Below are 20,799 nucleotides of genomic sequence, written 5' to 3' on the forward strand. Positions count from 1 at the left end.
CTCTAATTGTTTTTTACATTCATTTCACTCAGTAGTTCCAGTCCTTCAGACGCTTGACTAATTCTAGTCAGGTCCTGAATTTCTGCGCCAGCTTTACCAAGACTAGCTAATTCATTCATTGTATTATTTCCTTTATTCATGTAGTTAGACACCACAAGTAATTGTCTTTTTAATTCAGCATAGGCCTCTTCAGGTGTCTCGAAAGTATCTTCCGAGGTATATTGATTCTGGTTTTGCACGAACATATATCCGCTTACTGCCATTACAATTACTGCTGCTGCTATGCTGGCATATTGTTTAAAGTAACCTGATATGCTGATCACCTTAGTTTCTTCCTCTTCTGAGATTAGCTCAAGAATGGCATCGTCAAAAGACTCATCTAATTCTATCTTGGCTTCCGATTCGAAGTGATCGAACAGTGCCTTCACCTCTTCGGTCTCATCTGTTTCCTGAGCTTCTTTGATCAAGCTTCGAAGTTCTCTTTCATCTTCTTGGCTGGTCTCGGCTTCCCAGTACTTTTCTAATAATTCTGCTCTTCTAGAGTCCATAAGCGTCAACTTTCATTAAGCTTTCTTTCAATTTTCTTCTGGCTCGAAACAAATTTGTTTTTACCAGATTGATGTCGATATCAAGATTTTCGGCTATCTCTTTATAGCTAAAGCCTTCAATATCTCTGAGTTGCATTACTTCACGTTGTCTGTTTGGTAGTGCTTCGATCAACCCTTTGATTCTACCCATTAGATCTTCTCGCTCAGTTACAACAAATGGCGTATCACGTTCTTTTCTTGTATCGAATTCAACTTCAAATAAGTCGGTCTTCTTTACATGCTTCGATCTCAGTTTATCCAGCGCCTTGTTACGGGTAATCTGCATACACCAAGCTTCCAGATTTTGGATCAGATCGACATCCGATCTTTTCTCCCACACCTTGATCAAACACTCCTGCACAACATCCTTTGCCAACTCCTCATCTCTTACAATGTTGAGTGCAAAGCGGTACAGTTTATTCTTCAAGGGTAAAACCTCTGCTTTGAAGCGTGATACATCCATAATCAAAAAATAGACGAGCCTATGTTGACCCTTGTTAACACAATTTGAATACTTTTTTTAACTCCCTAAAAAAAGCACTGTTTAACGCAGAATTTGGACGTTTTTGTAAGAAAGGATTTTCAGTGGAATGGATGGTCGAAATGCCACATGCCTTTTATGACTAACCGCAGGATAGCCCGGCCTTGGTCTTAGGCTTTATTTCATCGGGAGAACCCTGGACTTTTTCACAGGCTTCTTCCGTACGTCCCAGCGCTTTTAAAGAAGCCACCCAATAGTCAAGCATTAGAGGGATTTTACCTTCCAGTTTTTCTGCCCGTTCGAAATTTCGAATGGCTCCCTCGTGATTTTCTTGCATGTATAGAAGTATCCCTCTGTTGCGATAACCCCATCCATTATCGGAAGCCCCTATTATCGCTCTTCGGATATCAGGCCCTGCCTTAACAATATCTCCTTGCATTAAATAGATAAACCCGCGGTTATTAAGGAAGTACGGATTGGTAGCATCTAGCTTCAGGGCTTCCTCCACCAAGTCAAGGGCTACATCATAGTTTTCTTTACTTGTTTCTATAAGTGCTTGAGTATTATAAATGTTAGGCTCAGAAGCATCAATCATTTCGGCCTGGTTCAATAAACCTTCAGCCTTATCAAAGTCTTTAAGCATAAAATAGCCATTAGCAGCGTTGATCAATATTTCTGGATTGCCCTCATCTTTAATCAAAGCAGCATTGAAAGCTTCAATGGACCTTATAAAGTCTTTCATTTCGTGATAGACCAAACCACGATTAAAGTCTACATAAGCAGAATCAGGAAATAGTCCCTCTAGATCATCAAGGTCCTCCAGTGCCTTTTCGTATCGCTTAGCGTCCAAGTAGGCATTGACCCTATTTCTTTTGGCATCGCTGAATTCTGGATCGACCTGAAGTAAAATAGTCGTGTAATCGTTTATAGCCTCGATATATTTTCTATCTCTATAATATGCTACTCCCCTGTTATTATAGGCCTCAACATATTTATCGTTGATTGCAATTGCCTCAGAGTATAGCCTTACAGCCTCGTTATACTCACCCTTGTTGAGCGCTTCATTACCTTTGATAAAGAATCTACCCGATTTGTTTTCATCACTATCACATGCGAACGTGGCACACAAAACAAGCAGCACAAATACTTTCTTCATCATCGAAATTTTGGTCAAAATAAGGGGTGAAAAGAGTAGAAACCAAGACAAGTCTTTGTTTAGATCAATTCACTACTTTTATAGGATATGAAGCCCTTTAGCCTAAAGGAAAGACTCTTAAGTTTTAAGTATGCTCTTCGGGGTATACGATCTACATTATGGACTGAGCATAACTTTAGGATTCATCTATTTGCTGCACTTACAGCGCTTGCCTTAGGCTTTTACTTTGAGGTTTCGTCAAACGACTGGCTATGGATAGTCATAGCAATAGCTCTAGTATTTGTCACGGAAATGATCAATACGGCTATTGAACGTTTAGTTGACCTGATTGAACCCAATCAAAACCCTTTGGCAGGAAAAATAAAAGACATCGCAGCCGGGGCCGTATTGATTGCAGCTATCGCGTCAGCAACCATTGGATTGATAGTTTTCTGGCCACATTTTTGCTTATAAAACACTCAGAACTACAACTATGGGAAAGCTAACCTTCGCACTCTTCTTTACCTTCATGGGCTTGTCTCTGACGGCACAAAACACCCAAAAAGCAATTAATCAGAAACCTGGTGTTCTCGTTAACTCAAGAGATTCATCGGACATAAAACCTCTGATAATTCTAAAAGTTGACAGTGACGAATTAGATCTAGGATTTGAGAACGGGGAAGAGATTCTTTCAGGGATTTCTACAGAGGCAGTTCGGTCGGTTGATGTACTCAAGGCAGGGTCCGATACTGGAAAATATCGTGAACGAGGTAAAAATGGAGTTGTCATAGTTACACTCAAAAGTAACGAGGATAATAAGACTCTTTTCAAAAAGGTCAAATCGGGTAAATCACTGCCTACCCTTGTCAAAACAGATGTGAAAGTGGAGATTGACAATAAGACATCCTTCTCTCTACATCCATCAGTGGAGGTTATAGATGGTGTTATTAAATTTAAAGGGAATACAACCAAAAGATGGTTCGCTACCGAGAATACCCCCCCAATTGCTTTATCATTCAAAGGGAACAGAATAATTGCAGGGCAGCCTTTTGCCTTAGATATGGTTGATATGCAATTAATCGAATCAATAGAGTTCATACAGTCCACCGATGGTAATCCAAAAGCCGGTTATGCCTTAGTGCTGTTAGAACTAAAAGAAAGTGCAAGGGCCAAAAGATTCTTCAGAAAACTGAAGCGCGCCCAAAAGTAATAGAGATTCTAAAGGAGTAGAATCACTAAATCGTTTTTCCTAAATTGGAGAAACGATTTTTTTATGGGAAAAGCACAAAACAAGACCACAGAGAATGATGCCAGCGTAGAAGAGTTCTTAGCGGGTGTCAAGGATGAGCAGAAAAAAGCAGACTGCTTAGAACTAAAAGCTATGATGGAAAAGGTGACAAATACTCCCGCAAAAATGTGGGGCACCTCTATTGTAGGTTTTGACCAGTATCACTATAAATATGATAGTGGACGTGAAGGTGACTTCATGAAAGTAGGCTTCTCTCCTCGTGCGCAAAACGTGACAGTCTACATTATGCCAGGCTTTGAAAGATATCCTGAGTTGATGGGAAACTTAGGTAAGCACAAAACAGGAAAGTCTTGTTTGTACATTAAAAAACTTGATGATGTGGATCGTGAAGTACTTGAAGAACTAGTTCAGGGTTCGTACGATTACATGACTAAAAAATATGGCTAAGCGAAAGATCAAGCCCAATTGGATGATCATACTTATGTTCATCGGAGGACTTTTCTATCTCATAAACTTCGTAGACTCTCTTTTCCGGTCAAAGGAAAGTGAATTCGAGTTTTTGAGCTTTGATATGGGTAAATGGCCTTATGCAATTTTCTGCTTGGTTTGTGGCTATGCATTAATGAACTTGGCTATGAAATGGTATAAAGAAAAGCGCAATGCAAAGAGTAATTCTTAGTTTATTCATGCTTCTGGTATCAAACCTAGTTTGGGGCCAAACAAGCTTTGACCACATGGCCATCGTGGTTAACGACCTGGAGGAGAGCAAAAAGTTCTATACCGAGGTGCTCGGCTTCAAGAACATTGAAGACCCTACAGGTAATCCATTAATCGATTGGGTTGAAAATGAAAATGGTCAGCAGATTCATATGATTGAGGGTGACATTTCGGGGGTTAAGCTGACCAAGTCTGTGCATTATAGTTTCTCAGTAGAGGCCTTAAGGCCATTTATAGCTAATCTTGAGAATAGAAAAGTCGACTTTGAAAGTTGGGAAGGCGAAAAAAGCGGCATCACCATTCGGCCAGATGGCATTAGGCAAATCTATCTTCAAGATCCGAATGGCTACTGGATAGAGATAAATGATCAGCAGCCTTAAACTCAAAAATCATTATCAAAATCTTCTCCAGTGTCAAGCTGGTCTCGGGTAATTGTCCTCACTTCTATTTCAGGACAAAACTGTCTTGCTATTTTGGTTAGTATTTCCTTCTTATTACTATCAGTCTTGAGACCAAATATTAACTCTTTGACTTCGACTTTAACGAAATTTTCGTTTTGCTTGAATACTCGATATTCCTGTTCATGGTCCCAAAGCCTGAGTTTTCTGCTTAAAATATGTTTGGGCACGTTGTCCTGAACTCCTTCAAGCCTCAGCTCTTCAACGTATTGCACAGGCTCTACTTCCGTATTGTCATCAGTTATCTCTACACCAACCACAAAACCAGCATGTCCTCCAGAATAATAAGACCACATCAACATATTATTTGGAGCTTGCCCCAAAGAAAGAATGTTATAGCGAGCCTTAGAACCTCTAATTTCCATCAATTCCCCCGGCCGTAACAGGCCTTTTGTATAGACAAATCGACCCTCCATTGGGTCATTTAGGGTCTTAAAGTTTGCGGCAAAGAGTCTTTGATTAACGAAGATATCAAGGGCAAACTCCAGATTATTGAAGTCGCGATATTTATAGAGTACCATGTCTGAGTTATTGTCTTGTAATATCTCAAGATATGATTTAAGCCAGACATTCGTAAAATTGCAGAGTGAAAACTCTAATGGTTTCAACTTTATCTGCAGCACAAAAAACTTCCGTAATCGCATTATGGAATAAAGAATACCCCATTCAATTGCATTATCAGACAGAAGAAGAGTTTGACAAGTATTTAGATCAACTCACAGATATAAGCCATTATCTAATTTCTACAGACCAGGGTGAAATCAAAGGTTGGGCAAATACATTTAATAGAGATAATGAGAAATGGTTTGCTATTATAATCGGTTCTAGTTTACAAGGAAAAGGGTATGGACATAAACTCCTTTCTGAAATAAAGAAAATGAACAGGGAATTGAATGGTTGGGTCGTTGATCACAATGACTACCAGAAACTTGATGGTAGTCCTTATCAGTCTCCTCTACTCTTCTACACAAAAAATGATTTCAAAGTGCTGCCTTCCAAAAGAATTGAAAGTACTGTTTCCGCTGTAAAAATACACTGGACCAAAGATCAAGCCTAGTCTGAATCGTGAGCTCCGAACATCTTCTTTTGATAAATTGAGTTGTTCTAGAAGATCATTTTTGTCATATCGTTTTCCGATAATCATTAACTATCAAATTCATTCCTAGTCGTAAAGTGGTTTTGCCCCATTTTCAATAACCTTCTTTTTGTAAACAAACCAGCTGGTGCCTCTTTTGGAGTCTGCGGGTGTACCCGCCAGCGTGTCCGCCAGATAGTCAACCATTAAACCAGTAGCATATCCATTCGTACCTCTAATGGAAGTCCACTTATTATTTGTGCGAAACCGGATTTTTGTTCCATCCCTTTCTCTTGCCGGAGCCTGTCCTATAATCTGAGTGATTTGTGCAAAGACCTCTTCTCCATCAATTATGCTTAGAAATTGGGCATCAGCCGTGTGCTCTACCGAACGTGTGGTGTCAACCTGACTTCTTCCCCCAAAGCCTATCCTGATAGGTAAACCATTTCTTACCGCATCAATCAATTCAGCCTTATTACCAGACAGCGCTTCACCATTAGAATCATTGCGATAGACCAACTGCCAGGTTTCAACCTCACTAGTTGGAGCGCTACAACTCAGTGTTATCAGTACTACTAATACTATTGAAATGATATAGCTTTTTTTCATCTTACTTGTTTAAACCAACCGAAAATACACTCTTTGGACAACTCCCTACTGCCCTTTCGACTAACAACCGAATTATTCAAACGAACAGCATATCAAAAGCATTAGGGTGATAGAATATTTGCTTCTGTTCTCAAAATAATCTTTATTGATTTCATGCAGTTATCCTTTCGAAAAGCCAATAACGAAGATGTTAAACACATTGTGGAAATGCTCGCTGATGACGAGCTTGGTCGGCAGCGCGAAAACTTTCAACTGCCGATCCATTCAAGCTATAAAGATGCCTTCAAAGCCATTGATAATGATCAGAACCAAGAATTGATTGTAGTGGAAGTGGATAAAGAAATCATTGGCACTTTACAATTGAGTTTTATCCAGTATTTAACTTATCAAGGTGGCGTCAGAGCTCAAATAGAGGCAGTAAGAATTCGAAAGGATTATCGAGGAAAGGGACTTGGAAAAGAGTTCTTTGAATGGGCCATTCTACGGGCAAAACAGAGAGGCGCTCATGTACTTCAACTGACTACAGACAAGCAAAGGCCAGATGCAATCAGGTTTTATGAAAAACTTGGTTTTAAAGCCTCCCATGAAGGCATGAAATTCCATTTCAAATAATTACCTATCTTGTGGTAGGGTATTCGTTGTTAGACGCGTACCTATTTTGACAATGAGAAAAGTATTCACCTATCTTTTCGCCCTCGTACTCTTCATAGCATGCGCTATGAATGATAGAATTGCCCCCCGCAATATCTCAGAATCTGTATTCGGTTTTGTAAAAAGAAATATCCAAAAGGATCGCAACGTACTTTTTGAGGATATGAAGAAAATCATCCAAGAAGGCTTGATTCACTTTGAAGTATATGACGAGGCTGGTAGATTAATTGCCACACTTCGCAAACCTTCGGATTTCAATGAGGATTTCGAAAGGAACTTCCATGTTTCTAAAATGTCAATTAAGTCAATAAGCACTGCACAACTGACGCTACCCACTGGCCTAACATTTCAGGATTAAACGGCTACTCTAGCCGCCCATTCTGGCTTGGTAGTTCTGACTCTGGCCTTCAATTCGTTAAGAATATTGTAAAGACCAAAATAGGTTCTATTGATATAGAGTCCATCTCTAGCTCCTCTTGCCTTCTCTGATTCACGGAATTTTTTAGACTCAGAAATCACTTCTCCCATTTCGAAGATTTTTTGAAAGTATGAATCATCTCCGAAATCAAATTCATTTTGGTGAAACGGTTGTCCCAATAACCCCATCATATCTTTGATTACCTCCGAGAAATAAGCTTTGTCCTCTACAGAATCTGAATCATAGATAAACTGAAGTTGCTTAAATGTATTATCTAATTCTGGACCTGCAGTTAGCATATCCTTCCTGATTAGACTGAAGTATGGGTCATAAAATTCGTCTGGAATGACTTTTACACAACCAAAATCGATTACACCAAGCACACCATCGTCACTAATGATAAAATTCCCCGGATGAGGATCGGCATGTACTTGTCTGAGAGAATGAATTTGATAATCGTAGAAATCCCACATGGCCTGCCCCACTTTATCACGTGTTTCTTGATCAGGATTCGTTTGTATAAACTCTTTCAATACTTTCCCATCTAACCAGTCCATGGTTATCACTCTACCTGCTGAAAATTGAGGGTAATATTTCGGAAACCTAAGATTTTCAATATGACTACAAGCTTCTGATATTTCTATCGAGCGCTCCACCTCCAACAGGTAGTCAGTTTCTTCCAAGAGTTTTGTTTCGACCTCTTCCATATAGTGGTCTAGGTCTTTCTCATTCAAATTCATTAAACGGACAGCAAATGGGCGCACCAATTTGAGGTCTGACTTCACGCTATCTGCAACACCCGGATACTGTATTTTTACCGCTAATTTCTTATCACCTTGTGTTGCTTCGTGGACTTGACCGATAGAAGCTGCATTTTTTGCATTCTTCGAAAAAGTATCAAAAATGGCAGACGGAGATTCCTTAAAGTATTGCTGGAAGGTCTTCACAACCAAAGGATATGAAAGTGGTGGAGCACTATACTGAGCCATTGAGAACTTATCCTGATAGGCAGTTGGCAGCATATTCTTGTCCATACTCATCATCTGTGCAACCTTCAGAGCACTCCCTTTCAGTTCACTCAGTGAATTATAGATATCACGAGCATTATCCTCGTGCAAGCCCTCTTTAGTCAATGAGGGGTTTACTACCTTTTTAGCATAATGCTTCACATAGTTCCCTCCTACTTTTGCACCTGTCTTTACAAACTTGGCTGCGCGTTGGACTTTTGATGTTGGTATTTTCGACTGCTCCTTCATTCCCTTCTATCTGTTAGTTTTTACCTATTCTGAAACAGGAACTTTCCAAAATCAACCATGGCGTCTAATGGCCCTCGGCCCATTAAATCAAACGCCAGGTTTACTGATTTTTCAATAGCTGCATCAGTCTTTTCAAATGACTTGCTGTCATCTTTTACCCAAAACCCTAGTATGAAAAGGAATTGTAGCCAAATAGCATCATCATACCTATCACTGATAATAGGTCGGGTTGTTACTTCCTCTGTCTCTTTCGCCTCAAGGAGCAGATCAGCCACCCACTCTTTGAATCCATTTCGTACATGTTCCAAATAATAAGGTGTAATCTCTGGTTTCATTCTCTTAGGAATCGACTGTAAAATGAAGCTCCTATTAGATTTAAGGCTTTCAATCCATGTATAGAAGAAGGCCAGAAGCTTTTCGCGAGCAGAATATTCATTGTATACCTCTTCAGCGCTAATTGCCTTGATGGTACTTTCGAACATATCAGACCAAATCTCCTTTTCGACATTGTCGAAAGAGTTGAAATGGTCATAAAACAATTCTTCCTTGACTTTGAGCTCTTTTACAAACTTGAAGATAGAGACTGGTTTAGACCCATTCTCAAGAACAAAATCAATATATGCCTCCTTGATTTTTTGAGCTGGATTCGCCTTGGTTCTCGGCTTTTTCTTAACTGCTGTTCCTTCCATGACCCGATAACATTTGATTAAGTGAAAAGGTTAGACTTATCACCTTATATTTTCGAAAATGGAGAATAAAAGTTGGTGCTTAGACCGCTTTTCTTTGGATTATCTCAAAAAAAGTTTCTCTATAAGATTCGCTTATCGGAATCAGTTGATCAGCTACTTTAATTTTGCTCTTCTCAACGCTATCAATGGCATCCAAAGCGATAACAAAAGACTTGTGAACTCGAACGAATTTGGAAGGAGGTAACACCGGTACTAGTTTGGAGAAACTTTGAAGCGTCATGACTTTCTCCTGCTTGGTGACTATTCTCAAGTAGTCTTTCATACCCTCGATATATAGGATATCAGCAAGCTCAATTTTCTTGATTTTATATTCACTTTTTACAAAAATGTAGTCAGTCGCTTCCAATGTGGGTTTCTCATTTTGCCTCTGTGCCCTTTGTGCTGATCGTAAAAAACGATCGAAGGAAATAGGTTTCAACAGATAGTCCATGGCTTCAAGCTCAAAGCCTTCAATAGCATATTCGTGATAGGCAGTCGTGAAGACAATATCGCATTTTCCCTTAATATGTTCGGCCAGCTGAATTCCGGTCAAATCGGGCATTTGAATATCCAAAAACAACAGATCCACGGGATTGTTATTCAAAAAAGTAATTGCATCAATTCCCGAGTCGAATGTAGCAATGCAGTCTAGCCAAGGGGCTTTTTCTACATAGGCCTGAAGTATCTCAATGGCTAACGGTTCATCATCGACAATCACACATTTAATATTCTCCATTTATTCGATCGTTAACTTTATCCTAAAACTATTAGACGATTCATCCACCGACAATGTGTGCTTGTCCTTATAAATGATATCCAATCTTCGCCTGATATTTTCAAGCCCAATACCTCCTACTTGATCCTTATGTACTGCCATACCAGAAGGAGTCAATGGGTTCTCAACTTCATAAACCAATTGATCACCAGACTTCAGACTGACTTTAATCGCTGCATCCTTATTCAAATCAAAGCCATGTTTGAATGCGTTTTCTATGAAGGGTAACAAAACCAAAGGTGCGATCTTCTTTTGGCTCATATCTCCTTCAAACTCAAAAGTCACAATCCCTTTCGTCTTGAATCGTAATTCCTGAAGCGTTACAAAACTTTTTAAGTGTTGAATTTCTCTTTCTAGAGGAACAAACTCTACATCCGACTCATAGATCATATAGCGCATTAGGTCTGAAAGCTTCATGATTGCCTCAGGTGCATCATCAGACTTCTTGTAAGCCAGTGTATGAATATTGTTCAATGTATTGAAAAGGAAATGTGGGTTGATTTGTGATTTTAAAAATGCCAGTTCACTTGAAAGGTTCTGGTTTTCCAACTCTCTGCGGATCCTCTGATTTTCAAACCAATCAAATGTGAATTTACCAATACCCGCCATGGCAACCACAAAGAGCGCTGCGAGGAGCCTAATACCAAAGACCACATTAAAATCACCAACAGCGATATTAGTTAGCGGTGTTACTCCATCATCGAAGTAATTGACAAAAAGAATGTCCAAGCCATAGCGTGCCAGTGGATAAGCAAGGGAAACAAAGACAGTGACAAGAATAAACCTCCAGACTTTTTTGCGTACCAATAGTCTCGGAATAGCACTTAAGTAGTAGTAGTAAAATAGCGGCAGATCTGTCAAAAGAATAGACAGCATAAATAAAGCACGATAGTTTTGATTGCCGCTTTGCTGAACATATGCCAAACTATAAAAGGCAACATAAAGCACCCAAGCCAATACATGCAAGGTCACTACTGTTACTTGCCTATAGTGCAATTTCAACCATCTAAATAAGGACGACATAGCCTAAAAGTAATGCATTCTTTATACATCTATCACACTCCAATTCAAGGCTTTTGCTGCTCTCACAATTTGGTAGATTCAGAAAGTAATTTCGTATAGAGAATGTCTGAAGTGGTCGAGTAAAAAAAATTCAGGTTATCAAAGCCAGTATTTTACGCGTCATCCCACTAAATATCAAAACTATGTCAGAACCAATCATTCAGACCCATGGCCTAGATTTCTACTTCAAAGATTTCAAGGCCCTGGATCAAATCAACCTTGAGGTTCCAAAAGGAAGTATTTACGGATTTCTAGGGCCAAACGGAGCAGGTAAAACCACGACCATCAGAGTTTTACTAGACCTCTTCCATCCTAAAGACGGTCAAGTACAAATTTTTGGAAAAGAGCTTAGGGCTAACAAAGTCGAAATCTTAGGTAGAGTCGGAGCGCTAATTGAAAACCCTTCCATTTATAAGCACCTCAGTGGTAGGCAAAACCTAGAGGTAATTCGAAAGATGGTGGATGTGCCTAAAGAACGAATCGATGAGGTGTTGAAAATTGTTCGCTTAGTAGACAACGCTGACAAGAAAGCCAAAAACTATTCTCTAGGGATGTGCCAACGGCTTGGCCTTGCAGGAGCATTGTTAACTGACCCTGACTTATTGATTCTTGACGAACCCACAAACGGATTAGATCCTAGTGGAATCATTGAGATGCGCGAATTGATCATAGAGCTCAACAAAGAACACGGAAAGACAATCTTCCTTTCAAGCCATATTCTATCGGAAATTGAGAAGCTAGCTACTGATGTCGCGATCATTGACCAAGGAAAAATCTTGTATCAAGGAAAGCTAGAAGGTCTCCAGCAAGATAATAGCGGACTAGAGCTGATCATTGAGACCAACGAAGTCTCACAAGCTGCTGAGCTATTGAAATCGATGAACTATACTGTTTCAGAGCAAAATGGTCGCTCAATCCATGTACCCATTGTGGAGAAGTTAGAAGTTGCCCAAATCAACAAGGCGCTGGTAGACAAGAACCTAGAGGTTTATCAATTGAAGACTTCCGAACAAAACCTAGAATCAATCTTTTTGAACATCACTAAAAAATTAGACCAATGAATGCTGCAATCGCTTTAAAAAGAGGAATATCAGCTGAACTATATAAGTTCAGAAGAACATTCATATTATGGTTTCTCATATTAGGACCAGCATTTATACCCATCATTAACCTGATTATATTCCTAACACGTGGTGAACAGGTAATGGCTAACGGTGGAAATCCTTGGCAAATGCTACTCCAGTTTAGCATAGACCCCGGAAATTTCTTGTTTCCATTCTTTGTGATGATAGTCGCACTGTTTGTGAATAGCATTGAACACAATTCTAACACTTGGAAGCTGATCTATACACAACCACTATCAAGAGGTGTAGTGTACTTTTCAAAAGTAAAAGTCTTCACTTTTATGATCTTCATGAGCCTTATGCTGTTCGGCATATTCTCTGTACTTGCGGGACAGGTTGTTGGATTACTTAAACCCGACTTGGGCTTTGACCAAACATTTGATAAGAGTCTATTCTTTGCATTGCCCTTCAAGGTATTTTTGATGACCATGGGTTACGCTTCTCTTCAATTCTGGATGAGTCAGCGATGGAAGAACCTTATATTACCTCTAGGTATAGGTATTGGTGGTTTTATTTCATTTATGATCCTCTCTCAAGGATGGAAATACGCTCCTTATCACCCTTACGGCTATCAAATATTAGGTTTGGGCAATTTGAGAGACCCTGAGTTTCAGGTCTGGGGAAATTTAGAATTCGTCTACAGAAGCCTAGGCCTAGCAGTAGTCGTCTTTGTTCTTGGCGGAGTAGAGAAGCTTAGAAAGCGAATCATATGATCTCGACTTTCCGAAAATATCACCCAAGTATCATAGTACTCATTAGACTATTCCTTGGGTTGATATTTTTCACGGCAGGTATGTCTAAACTGTACTTCGAGCATCAGTTCCCAGGAATTATTGGTCCTGTATGGCTTGAGGAAAGACTGGCTGAGCATGATTTGGGTATGTATGCAAGATTTATTGCAGGCAGTCAAATTATTGCCGGACTTCTACTATTTACGCAACGCTTTGCCACACTTGGGGCAATTTTATGCTTCCCTATCATTTTGAACATACTGATGGTAACGGTAAGCATGAAATGGTCAGGAACTCCTTATGTCAATGCATTCTTACTCTTATTAAATGCATGGCTATTAGCTTTTGACTATCACAAGCTCAAGTTCATTCTCACAGACAGTTTTTCGGAGGTGAGGAAGGCACCCATAGTGAGGAAAAGCCTCAAGGCAGACCGCTATTGGACCCTTGCTGTACTTGTTATCATTTGTTCGGTTCCTGTCTCATACGTAAACCTTCAATTGGCTTGGGCACTTAGTATAACCGGTGTAATTGGTGTTGTGGTAAACCAATTAATCTCAAAAAGAATAAAAAATGATGATATACAGGAAACATACACTAATCCTGATCGTCTTTAAGGTATCCCACTCGTGGGATTTTATACATCCAAATCGTGCCCTGGCTGTTACGCGGCTGGGGTTCTTTTTTTTATTGGGTGATTAGGTGATTAGGTGATTAGGTGATTAGGTGATTAGGTGAAGATCTAGACTTCATGACTCCTCACAACTATTAATTATTCATTAAACATTCCGAAGAGCTTCTAGCTTCTAGAAAGAAACAATTCTTAATTCTTAACGGCTAATGTCCCATGTCTTCGGTACTTCTTAATTAGAGTTTCTAAATTCGTATAACAAGAAGTGACTATGGAAGAGAATCAGGATATAAAAATCATCAAGGGCTTTGAGCATGTAAAGTACAGCCATGTTCAATACAGCCAAAAGGAGATGATTGAACGAAGTAAGAAATTCTATGATTGGATGGAAACTAGACGTTCAGTACGTGAGTTTTCTGATAAACCAGTGCCGAAAGAAGTAATCGATAACATACTCCTTTCGGCATCGACTGCTCCTTCTGGTGCACATAAACAGCCATGGACGTTTTGTGTGGTGAGTAATCCAGAAATAAAAACCAAGATTCGAGAGGCAGCCGAAAAAGAAGAGTATGAAAGCTATACTAATCGAATGAGTGATGAATGGTTGGATGACCTTAAGCCTATGGCTACAGATTGGAAAAAGCCTTTTTTAGAAATAGCACCTTACCTGATCATTGTCTTCAAAAAGCCATTTGAATACGATTCTGAAGGTAAAAAGCGCCAAAATTATTACGTTAGTGAATCTGTCGGCCTGGCAGCTGGCATTCTAATTACAGCCATTCACGATGCAGGTTTGGTCACCCTCACCCACACCCCTAGTCCAATGAATTTTCTACAGAAGATTCTAGAGCGTCCAGATAATGAAAGAGCATTTTTACTCTTACCTGTGGGCTATGAAGCAGAAGATGTTTTTGTGCCTAATAATAGGAGAAAAGGGCTTGAAGAAATGGCTTTTTATTACGACTAAGAAGTGAAAGAACTTTTACAAAAGACACACTAGTCTGAAGGAACTCTTCAGGCTTTTTTTATTCAAAAAATTACTACATTCATCAATGATATGAGGCAAAATCTATGCCCTCATATGCTCACAATAATAACTATCAATGGAAATGGAAAATGGACAGGTTCAAAGAGTAATGGAGGACTCTTTCATGAACCGTTTGAAAAAGAACAGTCCTGGTGAATCAGAATTTCATCAAGCAGTTTATGAAGTATATGAAAGTGTACTTCCCGTAATCGAAAGACACGAAGAATACAGGTCCAATCAAGTATTGGAGCGTATTGTAGAGCCTGAACGAATTGTCAGCTTCAGAGTAACTTGGATGGACGACAATGGTGTTCCTCAAGTAAACCGAGGCTATAGAGTACAGATGAATAGTGCCATTGGGCCTTACAAAGGAGGGCTTAGGTTTCATCCATCGGTAAACCAGAGTATCCTTAAATTCTTGGGCTTCGAACAGATCTTTAAAAATGCCCTTACTAGTCTGCCATTGGGTGGCGGAAAAGGGGGTTCGAACTTCGATCCAAAAGGAAAGTCAGACGGTGAGGTCATGCGTTTCTGCCAAAATTTTATGCTAGAACTTTCCAAACACATTGGACACAGAATAGATATCCCGGCTGGCGATATCGGTGTCGGTGGTCGTGAGATTGGCTATATGTACGGTATGTACCGAAAGATTGAGAATCAGTTTTCTGGAGTACTTACCGGAAAAGGGGTAAAATGGGGAGGTAGCTTAATTAGACCAGAGGCCACAGGTTACGGACTGATTTATTTCTCTCAATATATGCTCCAAAATATTGGAGATTCTCTTGAAGGCAAAACATGCATTGTTTCCGGGTCAGGAAATGTTGCACAGTATGCCATAGAAAAGATTTTAGAACTTGGTGGAAAAGTAATTACCGCCTCAGATTCTTCGGGGTATATACTTGACGAAGCCGGTATAGACTCAGATAAGCTTGAGTATATCAAAGCACTTAAAAATGAGCGAAGAGGAAGAATATCGGAGTATGCCGATCAGTACGCTTCCGCCACCTTCTTCCCTGCAGACAGGTCTGCAGATCATAATCCAATATGGGCTCATAAAGCCGACTGTGCTTTCCCTTGCGCAACTCAAAATGAATTGAATGCTCATGATGCCAATAACTTGGTGCAAGGAAACGTAATGCTCGTTGCGGAAGGTGCTAACATGCCATGTACCCCAGAAGCGATAAACATTTTAAGAGACAATGGCGTGATGTACGCCCCGGGTAAGGCTTCCAATGCTGGAGGAGTGGCTACATCAGGATTAGAAATGGTTCAGAACTATTCGGGCTCACACTGGACAAGCGAAGAAGTAGACAGAAGGCTTCAGGTGATCATGAAGAACATTCATGATAATTGCCTTCATGCAGCTCAGACATATAACTCTAATAACGACTATATGAGTGGAGCCAACATTGCAGGATTTATCAAAGTGGCTGATGCCATGATAGCTCAGGGATTGCTTTAGCAATCCCTGAATTAACCTTTAAAGGCATTTTTAATGAACCGAGGTTTAGTTACTGGTATTATTCTCTTTTGTTTGATAGCACATTCGGGCCTTGCTCAGCGCTATCCTAAGAAGAAGATACTAAGAGACATAAAAGAACTCCCTGGTTTTGAGAATGCCTTTATTGGCTTTACGCTGTATGACCCCATCAAAGACAAGGTCATTGCTGAGCAATATGCCGATCAATACATGACACCGGCATCGGTAACAAAACTTTTCACATTCAATATTGCCAGTAAGACGCTTCCCGAGACGCTTGTGGCCCTAGAGTATGTTGTGAAAGGTGACTCTTTGATTTTCTGGAGTAATGGTTACCCACTAACACTGCACCCGGATCAGCCAGACTCAACAGTCATAGAATTCTTGGCTGAGAGCAACAAAAAACTGTTTTATTGGTCACGTCCAATGGAAGATGAACGATTTGGACCTGGCTGGGGATGGGATGATTACCTTGGCTACTATGGTGCAGAAAAGTCCCTGTTTCCGATCTATGGCAATAGCGTTCGAGTAATTATAGACAGTAAAAACAGGACCTTCTCAACAACACCAGCTCACTCAGGACTGCGCTTTACCGAAAGTGACTCACTAGGTACGAGAGCAAGGGTATTGCGGGATGAATTCTGGAACGAGTTCGAAATTCAGTATAAAGAACTGGAGGAATCAGATACCATTACAATTGATACGCTAGTACGTCCATTTAGGTATTCCAATGCTCTGTTCCTTGATTTACTAGGTGAAGCCTCAGGCAAGAAAATCAGTCAGATCGACACTTTTGAACGACCTGATGAGTTTCAGGTTTTGAATGGCGTTCAGTCAGATAGTCTTTCTAAATGGATGCTTCAGCCTAGTGACAATCTCTTTGCAGAACAGATGCTGCTAATGTCGAGCGGAGTTTTCAACGATACGCTCAGCACAAAATTTGCGATTGAATTATCACATGTATCCGTCAAAAGTGAAGCGGATGAAGGCGATAAATTTATTTGGCGCGATGGTTCGGGACTCTCACGCTATAATATGTTTAAGCCCAACGAAATTAGGGACTTACTCAAACTCTTCAATTCGGATAAAATGACCGAATTACTTCCTCAAGGTCAAACATCTGGCACTTTGGAGGACTGGTACTCCCCTGGTGTTTATGCCAAGACAGGTACACTTAGCAACCACCACAGTCTTGCAGGCTATATAAGAACAGACAAGGGAAAGACATTGATTTTTGTGATCATGGCCAATCACTATACTGCTTCTACTAGCACCATCCGCGAAAGTTTCGGGATTATTCTCGAAAAGATTATAAAAGGGTATTAACTGGAATGGGTAATTGGGTAATTGGGTAATTGGGTAATTGGGAAAAAACTTGATCCCATCTAGAGAAGATACATTCTTAATTCTTAATCCCATACCACTCTTAAAAAAGTTGGTATCCCCTTCGAGTCTGATCATTAAATTGAAGACTTAATTCAACCGAATCAAAATGCTTAGGAAATCAATTTCATTTCTATGCGCGATGGTTTTATGCGCTCCGCTAGCCCTCGCTCAAAATATAACTTCTGAAACTTTCAATGGCCTAAGGCTCAGAAACATTGGCCCTGCTACCATGAGTGGTCGTGTAGTAGACTTGGCAGTTGTTGAAAGTGACCCTTATACTTTCTATGTAGCCACTGCGACAGGTGGTATATGGAAAACAACCAATAATGGAGTCAACTTCAAACCTGTATTTGAAAAGGAAGCTACCCACTCAATCGGGGCAATCGCAGTACATCAAAAGAATCCCAATCACGTTTGGGTAGGAACTGGTGAACGTGCCAATCGCCAAAGCTCGGGATGGGGGGATGGTGTATATAAGTCCTCTGACGGAGGTGAATCATGGAGCAATGTAGGTCTCAAAGATTCACACCACGTGGGTAGGATTGCGCTTCATCCAACAGACACGAATACGGTGTACGTTGCCGCTATGGGACACCTTTGGGGTGCTAATAACGAACGTGGACTCTACAAAACTACCGATGGTGGCAAAACCTGGGATAGAATTATCTATGTAGATGATGACACCGGAGTTGTAGACGTTGCACTCGACCCAGAGAACCCTCAAATCGTGTATGCCGCAACTTATCAGCGCAGAAGAAAACCATTTGGCTTCCATGGTGGTGGACCTGGCAGTGGACTACATAAGTCTTCAGATGGTGGTAAAACTTGGAAAGAATTAAGAGTTGGCTTACCTGAGGGCGATTTTGGTCGTATTGGTATCTCGATTTATAGAAAAGACCCTAACCTAATCTACGCATCAGTAGAACAGGGCTTTCAATACAACGCTTCGACAGCATATAATGAAAGAAGGGCGGGATTCTATCGCTCACTTGATAAAGGTGAGACTTGGGAATTCATGAGCAATTGGAATCCTCGGCCAATGTACGCAAGCCAGCCTTTGGTAGACCCTAGCGATGCCTCACGCATCTACATGATGAACCAGTATAGTTACTCCAGCGATAGCGGTAGAACTTTTAGACCGGCAAGACAATCGCTGCATGGCGATGATAGAATCTTCTGGGTAAACCCGAAGGATTCTCGCCATGTTATGAAAGGTGATGACGGTGGAATTGGAATCTCTTATGATAGAGGTCAAAACTGGCTATTAGTAAGCAACTTACCCGTAAGTCAGTATTACAGAGTCGCTGTTGATATGGCTGAACCATACAATGTTTATGGTGGCCTTCAAGACAATGGCAGTTGGGTTGGCCCAAGCCAAACATACCGTAGTGCAGGTATTCTTAATGAAGACTGGAAAAAACTCGGTGGTGGTGACGGCTTCTTAAATCTTCCACACCACACGGACCCAGATATCGTATATACTGAGTCTCAATATTTGGGCTTATCAAGGCTCAATATGACAAACGGACAGCGCCAGTCCATTAGACCTGGCGATCCCCAAGGGAGAATAGGAGCACGTAGAAATTGGACATCATGGGGGCCTGGCACGGCCGAACCCGAACTAGGAAATGCCATGGAACCAGCCAACTGGGATGGACCGTTCTTCCTCTCCTACCACGATCCAAACACAATTTATTCAGGCACAGAGCAACTTTGGAAAAGTACCGATGGTGGAGCTTCATGGAAGTCCCTCGGCAACCTGACAACAAGAGTTAATCGAAGAGACTTGACCATAATGGGTCAAAGAGCAGATACGAGTACTCACTCCCTAGATGATGGAATTCCCTACTATCCGACACTAACCGCAGTTGCTGAGTCAAAGCAAAAGCAAGGAATGTTGTACGTTGGTACGGATGACGGTTTAGTACAAATATCGTCTGATGATGGGAAAACGTGGACAGACGTCACTTCTAGGCTACAGGGTTTACCGAAAGAAACTTGGGTAAATACCATTGAAACTTCTTGGTATGATGCAGGTACAGCCTATGTTGCTATCAACAATTATCGCAATGATGACTTTACCAACTATGTCTACAAAACTTCAGATTTCGGTCAGACCTGGACTTCTGTAGCCGGTGACTTACCGAAAGATCGTGTAGCTAGAACGTTACGAGAAGACCCTAAAAATCCAAACGTCCTCTACCTAGGAACGGAACTCGGACTCTTTGTTTCGATCAATGGAGGCCGCAACTGGGTAGAATTAAAGAACAATATGCCTACCCTGCCTTTCAATGATTTGGTGGTCCATCCTCGTGATAATGACCTTGTTTTGGCAACTCATGGTCGTGGTGTTTGGATTCTTGATAATCTTAATGCCATTCAGGAACTAGCCAACGTGATCAACCAGGAAGCCGCTCTGTTCAGCATACCGGAGGCAGAAATGATCAGCTATAATATTGGTGGGGCTCATACAGGCGACATGTATTATCGAGGAGAAAATCCTCGCTATGGAGCCTCAATGGATATTTACTTAAAAGACACTGTATCCAGAAAAGACATCAGCTTAACGATTCATGATTTAGATGGAAACCTTATTCAAGAATTGCGCCCTTCGGGTAAAAAGGGAATTCAACGTGTCTATTGGAACTTCCAACACAAAAGTTTCAAGGCAGGGAATAGCGATCCGTCAAACCGAAGAGGAAGAAGAAGTTTTGGATTGAATGGGCCAAGAGTAGTTCCTGGCCTCTACACTGCAAATCTGACCGTCAATGGCCAAAGCTATACGCAAAAGTTTAGTGTAAAAGATGACACCAGACTAGAAGTCGATTTTAATGTAAGAAAGTCATGGACAGCCTCACTCTTTAAAATCGGGGGACTTTATGAGCAAATAGTTGATGAAATGCATGGTGCTCAAAAAATGCAATGGCACTTAAATAAGCTTGAAAGAGACAAGGTTTCTTACAATGAGCAAGCTGCGGCACCAATAAAAGAAATCAACAGAAAATATAACGAGCTCCTTAGTAGAACACGTTCATTGTACTTTGGTGTAAGCAGTTGGATTGGCCCTTGGAGTGGCGATCAGCAAGCACAATATGAGTACTATAACACAATGATCTCAAAGCTTGCAGCTGAGAGAGACAATGTGATAAAAACCGCCATCCCGAGGGTAAACCGAGGCTTAAAAAAGGCTAACCGCTACACTGTACAAGATTAATAATT

Annotated in this window: 24 protein-coding genes; 15 read left to right on the top strand and 9 right to left on the bottom strand. The window is 40.7% G+C overall.

Going from position 1 to position 20,799, the window contains the following annotated elements; translation table 11 throughout:
- Positions 1-2: 2 nt before the first annotated feature.
- The 3 genes from J4E76_RS18715 to J4E76_RS18725 form a co-directional block, all read right to left on the bottom strand.
- On the bottom strand, positions 3-548 hold the full coding sequence (locus J4E76_RS18715) for a hypothetical protein (protein WP_208506322.1): 546 nt from the start codon (positions 546-548) through the stop codon (positions 3-5).
- A complete protein-coding gene (locus tag J4E76_RS18720) occupies positions 538-1,050 on the bottom strand; it encodes an RNA polymerase sigma factor (protein WP_208506323.1) in 513 nt (170 codons plus the stop codon). The genes J4E76_RS18715 and J4E76_RS18720 overlap by 11 nt, the downstream gene beginning before the upstream one ends.
- A 160-nt stretch (positions 1,051-1,210) precedes the next feature.
- Entirely contained in the window at positions 1,211-2,224 is a 1,014-nt protein-coding gene (locus J4E76_RS18725; protein WP_208506324.1) for a tetratricopeptide repeat protein, read from the bottom strand.
- A gap of 87 nt (positions 2,225-2,311) precedes the next feature.
- Here J4E76_RS18725 and J4E76_RS18730 point away from each other — a divergent pair, with 87 nt between their 5' ends.
- The 5 genes from J4E76_RS18730 (at position 2,312) to J4E76_RS18750 (ending at position 4,549) form a co-directional block, all read left to right on the top strand.
- Positions 2,312-2,677: a diacylglycerol kinase family protein gene (locus J4E76_RS18730; RefSeq protein ID WP_208506325.1), complete on the top strand. Its 366-nt coding sequence runs from the start codon at positions 2,312-2,314 to the stop codon at positions 2,675-2,677.
- 19 nt (positions 2,678-2,696) lie between these two features.
- Positions 2,697-3,413, top strand: coding sequence for a hypothetical protein (locus J4E76_RS18735; RefSeq protein ID WP_208506326.1), 717 nt, complete (start codon positions 2,697-2,699; stop codon positions 3,411-3,413).
- A 63-nt stretch (positions 3,414-3,476) separates the two neighbouring features.
- On the top strand, positions 3,477-3,899 hold the full coding sequence (locus tag J4E76_RS18740; RefSeq protein WP_208506327.1) for a DUF1801 domain-containing protein: 423 nt from the start codon (positions 3,477-3,479) through the stop codon (positions 3,897-3,899).
- On the top strand, positions 3,892-4,131 hold the full coding sequence (locus J4E76_RS18745) for a hypothetical protein (RefSeq protein WP_208506328.1): 240 nt from the start codon (positions 3,892-3,894) through the stop codon (positions 4,129-4,131). Before J4E76_RS18740 ends, J4E76_RS18745 begins: the two co-directional genes overlap by 8 nt.
- On the top strand, positions 4,112-4,549 hold the full coding sequence (locus tag J4E76_RS18750) for a VOC family protein (protein WP_208506329.1): 438 nt from the start codon (positions 4,112-4,114) through the stop codon (positions 4,547-4,549). The genes J4E76_RS18745 and J4E76_RS18750 overlap by 20 nt, the downstream gene beginning before the upstream one ends.
- A gap of 2 nt (positions 4,550-4,551) precedes the next feature.
- Here J4E76_RS18750 and J4E76_RS18755 read toward each other — a convergent pair whose 3' ends face one another.
- Positions 4,552-5,148 carry a hypothetical protein gene (locus J4E76_RS18755; protein WP_208506330.1) on the bottom strand — a complete coding sequence of 199 codons (597 nt, stop codon included), beginning with the start codon at positions 5,146-5,148 and terminating at the stop codon, positions 4,552-4,554.
- Between the two features lie 65 nt (positions 5,149-5,213).
- On the opposite strand from J4E76_RS18755, the gene J4E76_RS18760 reads away from it, so the two are divergent.
- Positions 5,214-5,684 carry a GNAT family N-acetyltransferase gene (locus J4E76_RS18760; RefSeq protein WP_370592821.1) on the top strand — a complete coding sequence of 157 codons (471 nt, stop codon included), beginning with the start codon at positions 5,214-5,216 and terminating at the stop codon, positions 5,682-5,684.
- 105 nt (positions 5,685-5,789) lie between these two features.
- On the opposite strand, the gene J4E76_RS18765 is transcribed toward J4E76_RS18760, so the two are convergent.
- Entirely contained in the window at positions 5,790-6,311 is a 522-nt protein-coding gene (locus J4E76_RS18765) for a hypothetical protein (protein WP_208506331.1), read from the bottom strand.
- Between the two features lie 153 nt (positions 6,312-6,464).
- Between J4E76_RS18765 and J4E76_RS18770 the strand changes: the two genes are divergently transcribed.
- Both J4E76_RS18770 and J4E76_RS18775 read left to right on the top strand, forming a co-directional pair.
- On the top strand, positions 6,465-6,923 hold the full coding sequence (locus J4E76_RS18770) for a GNAT family N-acetyltransferase (RefSeq protein WP_208506332.1): 459 nt from the start codon (positions 6,465-6,467) through the stop codon (positions 6,921-6,923).
- A gap of 52 nt (positions 6,924-6,975) precedes the next feature.
- The gene (locus J4E76_RS18775; RefSeq protein WP_208506333.1) at positions 6,976-7,320 is read left to right on the top strand and encodes a hypothetical protein; all 345 of its coding nucleotides are present in this window, start codon (positions 6,976-6,978) and stop codon (positions 7,318-7,320) included.
- Here the strand turns inward: J4E76_RS18775 and J4E76_RS18780 are convergent.
- From J4E76_RS18780 to J4E76_RS18795, 4 genes are all read right to left on the bottom strand, one after another.
- On the bottom strand, positions 7,317-8,636 hold the full coding sequence (locus J4E76_RS18780; protein WP_208506334.1) for an AarF/ABC1/UbiB kinase family protein: 1,320 nt from the start codon (positions 8,634-8,636) through the stop codon (positions 7,317-7,319). The two genes, J4E76_RS18775 and J4E76_RS18780, sit on opposite strands and share 4 nt — an antisense overlap.
- A gap of 20 nt (positions 8,637-8,656) precedes the next feature.
- Positions 8,657-9,325 (bottom strand): TetR family transcriptional regulator C-terminal domain-containing protein, encoded by a 669-nt coding sequence (locus J4E76_RS18785; RefSeq protein WP_208506335.1) that lies wholly within the window; start codon positions 9,323-9,325, stop codon positions 8,657-8,659.
- Positions 9,326-9,404: 79 nt separating this feature from the next.
- Positions 9,405-10,100, bottom strand: a complete 696-nt coding sequence (locus J4E76_RS18790) for a LytTR family DNA-binding domain-containing protein (RefSeq protein WP_208506336.1) — start codon at positions 10,098-10,100, stop codon at positions 9,405-9,407.
- On the bottom strand, positions 10,101-11,162 hold the full coding sequence (locus J4E76_RS18795; RefSeq protein ID WP_208506337.1) for a sensor histidine kinase: 1,062 nt from the start codon (positions 11,160-11,162) through the stop codon (positions 10,101-10,103). It abuts the gene before it with no gap.
- Positions 11,163-11,344: 182 nt separating this feature from the next.
- Between J4E76_RS18795 and J4E76_RS18800 the strand changes: the two genes are divergently transcribed.
- From J4E76_RS18800 to J4E76_RS18830, 7 genes are all read left to right on the top strand, one after another.
- Positions 11,345-12,262: an ABC transporter ATP-binding protein gene (locus J4E76_RS18800; protein ID WP_208506338.1), complete on the top strand. Its 918-nt coding sequence runs from the start codon at positions 11,345-11,347 to the stop codon at positions 12,260-12,262.
- Positions 12,259-13,038: an ABC transporter permease gene (locus tag J4E76_RS18805; RefSeq protein WP_208506339.1), complete on the top strand. Its 780-nt coding sequence runs from the start codon at positions 12,259-12,261 to the stop codon at positions 13,036-13,038. The genes J4E76_RS18800 and J4E76_RS18805 overlap by 4 nt, the downstream gene beginning before the upstream one ends.
- Positions 13,035-13,673 carry a hypothetical protein gene (locus tag J4E76_RS18810; protein WP_208506340.1) on the top strand — a complete coding sequence of 213 codons (639 nt, stop codon included), beginning with the start codon at positions 13,035-13,037 and terminating at the stop codon, positions 13,671-13,673. The genes J4E76_RS18805 and J4E76_RS18810 overlap by 4 nt, the downstream gene beginning before the upstream one ends.
- A gap of 285 nt (positions 13,674-13,958) precedes the next feature.
- Complete coding sequence (locus J4E76_RS18815) at positions 13,959-14,654, top strand: nitroreductase family protein (protein WP_208506341.1); 696 nt, start codon at positions 13,959-13,961, stop codon at positions 14,652-14,654.
- Positions 14,655-14,796: 142 nt separating this feature from the next.
- A complete protein-coding gene (gene gdhA, locus J4E76_RS18820) occupies positions 14,797-16,176 on the top strand; it encodes an NADP-specific glutamate dehydrogenase (protein ID WP_236017550.1) in 1,380 nt (459 codons plus the stop codon).
- Positions 16,177-16,209: 33 nt separating this feature from the next.
- A complete protein-coding gene (locus J4E76_RS18825; RefSeq protein ID WP_208506342.1) occupies positions 16,210-17,520 on the top strand; it encodes a D-alanyl-D-alanine carboxypeptidase in 1,311 nt (436 codons plus the stop codon).
- 166 nt (positions 17,521-17,686) lie between these two features.
- Positions 17,687-20,794: a hypothetical protein gene (locus J4E76_RS18830; RefSeq protein ID WP_208506343.1), complete on the top strand. Its 3,108-nt coding sequence runs from the start codon at positions 17,687-17,689 to the stop codon at positions 20,792-20,794.
- Positions 20,795-20,799 lie beyond the last annotated feature (5 nt).

This window comes from Roseivirga sp. E12 (genome assembly GCF_017592825.1).
Taxonomy (GTDB): Bacteria; Bacteroidota; Bacteroidia; order Cytophagales; family Cyclobacteriaceae; genus Roseivirga.

Excerpts from the sequence above, each read along its gene's own strand:
- J4E76_RS18715 (WP_208506322.1), bottom strand. The coding sequence starts at position 548 with ATGGACTCTAGAAGAGCAGAATTATTAGAAAAGTACTGGGAAGCCGAG.
- J4E76_RS18720 (WP_208506323.1), bottom strand. The coding sequence starts at position 1,050 with ATGGATGTATCACGCTTCAAAGCAGAGGTTTTACCCTTGAAGAATAAA.
- J4E76_RS18725 (WP_208506324.1), bottom strand. The coding sequence starts at position 2,224 with ATGAAGAAAGTATTTGTGCTGCTTGTTTTGTGTGCCACGTTCGCATGT.
- J4E76_RS18730 (WP_208506325.1), top strand. The coding sequence starts at position 2,312 with ATGAAGCCCTTTAGCCTAAAGGAAAGACTCTTAAGTTTTAAGTATGCT.
- J4E76_RS18735 (WP_208506326.1), top strand. The coding sequence starts at position 2,697 with ATGGGAAAGCTAACCTTCGCACTCTTCTTTACCTTCATGGGCTTGTCT.
- J4E76_RS18740 (WP_208506327.1), top strand. The coding sequence starts at position 3,477 with ATGGGAAAAGCACAAAACAAGACCACAGAGAATGATGCCAGCGTAGAA.
- J4E76_RS18745 (WP_208506328.1), top strand. The coding sequence starts at position 3,892 with ATGGCTAAGCGAAAGATCAAGCCCAATTGGATGATCATACTTATGTTC.
- J4E76_RS18750 (WP_208506329.1), top strand. The coding sequence starts at position 4,112 with ATGCAAAGAGTAATTCTTAGTTTATTCATGCTTCTGGTATCAAACCTA.
- J4E76_RS18755 (WP_208506330.1), bottom strand. The coding sequence starts at position 5,148 with ATGGTACTCTATAAATATCGCGACTTCAATAATCTGGAGTTTGCCCTT.
- J4E76_RS18765 (WP_208506331.1), bottom strand. The coding sequence starts at position 6,311 with ATGAAAAAAAGCTATATCATTTCAATAGTATTAGTAGTACTGATAACA.
- J4E76_RS18770 (WP_208506332.1), top strand. The coding sequence starts at position 6,465 with ATGCAGTTATCCTTTCGAAAAGCCAATAACGAAGATGTTAAACACATT.
- J4E76_RS18775 (WP_208506333.1), top strand. The coding sequence starts at position 6,976 with ATGAGAAAAGTATTCACCTATCTTTTCGCCCTCGTACTCTTCATAGCA.
- J4E76_RS18780 (WP_208506334.1), bottom strand. The coding sequence starts at position 8,636 with ATGAAGGAGCAGTCGAAAATACCAACATCAAAAGTCCAACGCGCAGCC.
- J4E76_RS18785 (WP_208506335.1), bottom strand. The coding sequence starts at position 9,325 with ATGGAAGGAACAGCAGTTAAGAAAAAGCCGAGAACCAAGGCGAATCCA.
- J4E76_RS18790 (WP_208506336.1), bottom strand. The coding sequence starts at position 10,100 with ATGGAGAATATTAAATGTGTGATTGTCGATGATGAACCGTTAGCCATT.
- J4E76_RS18795 (WP_208506337.1), bottom strand. The coding sequence starts at position 11,162 with ATGTCGTCCTTATTTAGATGGTTGAAATTGCACTATAGGCAAGTAACA.
- J4E76_RS18800 (WP_208506338.1), top strand. The coding sequence starts at position 11,345 with ATGTCAGAACCAATCATTCAGACCCATGGCCTAGATTTCTACTTCAAA.
- J4E76_RS18805 (WP_208506339.1), top strand. The coding sequence starts at position 12,259 with ATGAATGCTGCAATCGCTTTAAAAAGAGGAATATCAGCTGAACTATAT.
- J4E76_RS18810 (WP_208506340.1), top strand. The coding sequence starts at position 13,035 with ATGATCTCGACTTTCCGAAAATATCACCCAAGTATCATAGTACTCATT.
- J4E76_RS18815 (WP_208506341.1), top strand. The coding sequence starts at position 13,959 with ATGGAAGAGAATCAGGATATAAAAATCATCAAGGGCTTTGAGCATGTA.
- gdhA (WP_236017550.1), top strand. The coding sequence starts at position 14,797 with ATGGAAAATGGACAGGTTCAAAGAGTAATGGAGGACTCTTTCATGAAC.
- J4E76_RS18825 (WP_208506342.1), top strand. The coding sequence starts at position 16,210 with ATGAACCGAGGTTTAGTTACTGGTATTATTCTCTTTTGTTTGATAGCA.
- J4E76_RS18830 (WP_208506343.1), top strand. The coding sequence starts at position 17,687 with ATGCTTAGGAAATCAATTTCATTTCTATGCGCGATGGTTTTATGCGCT.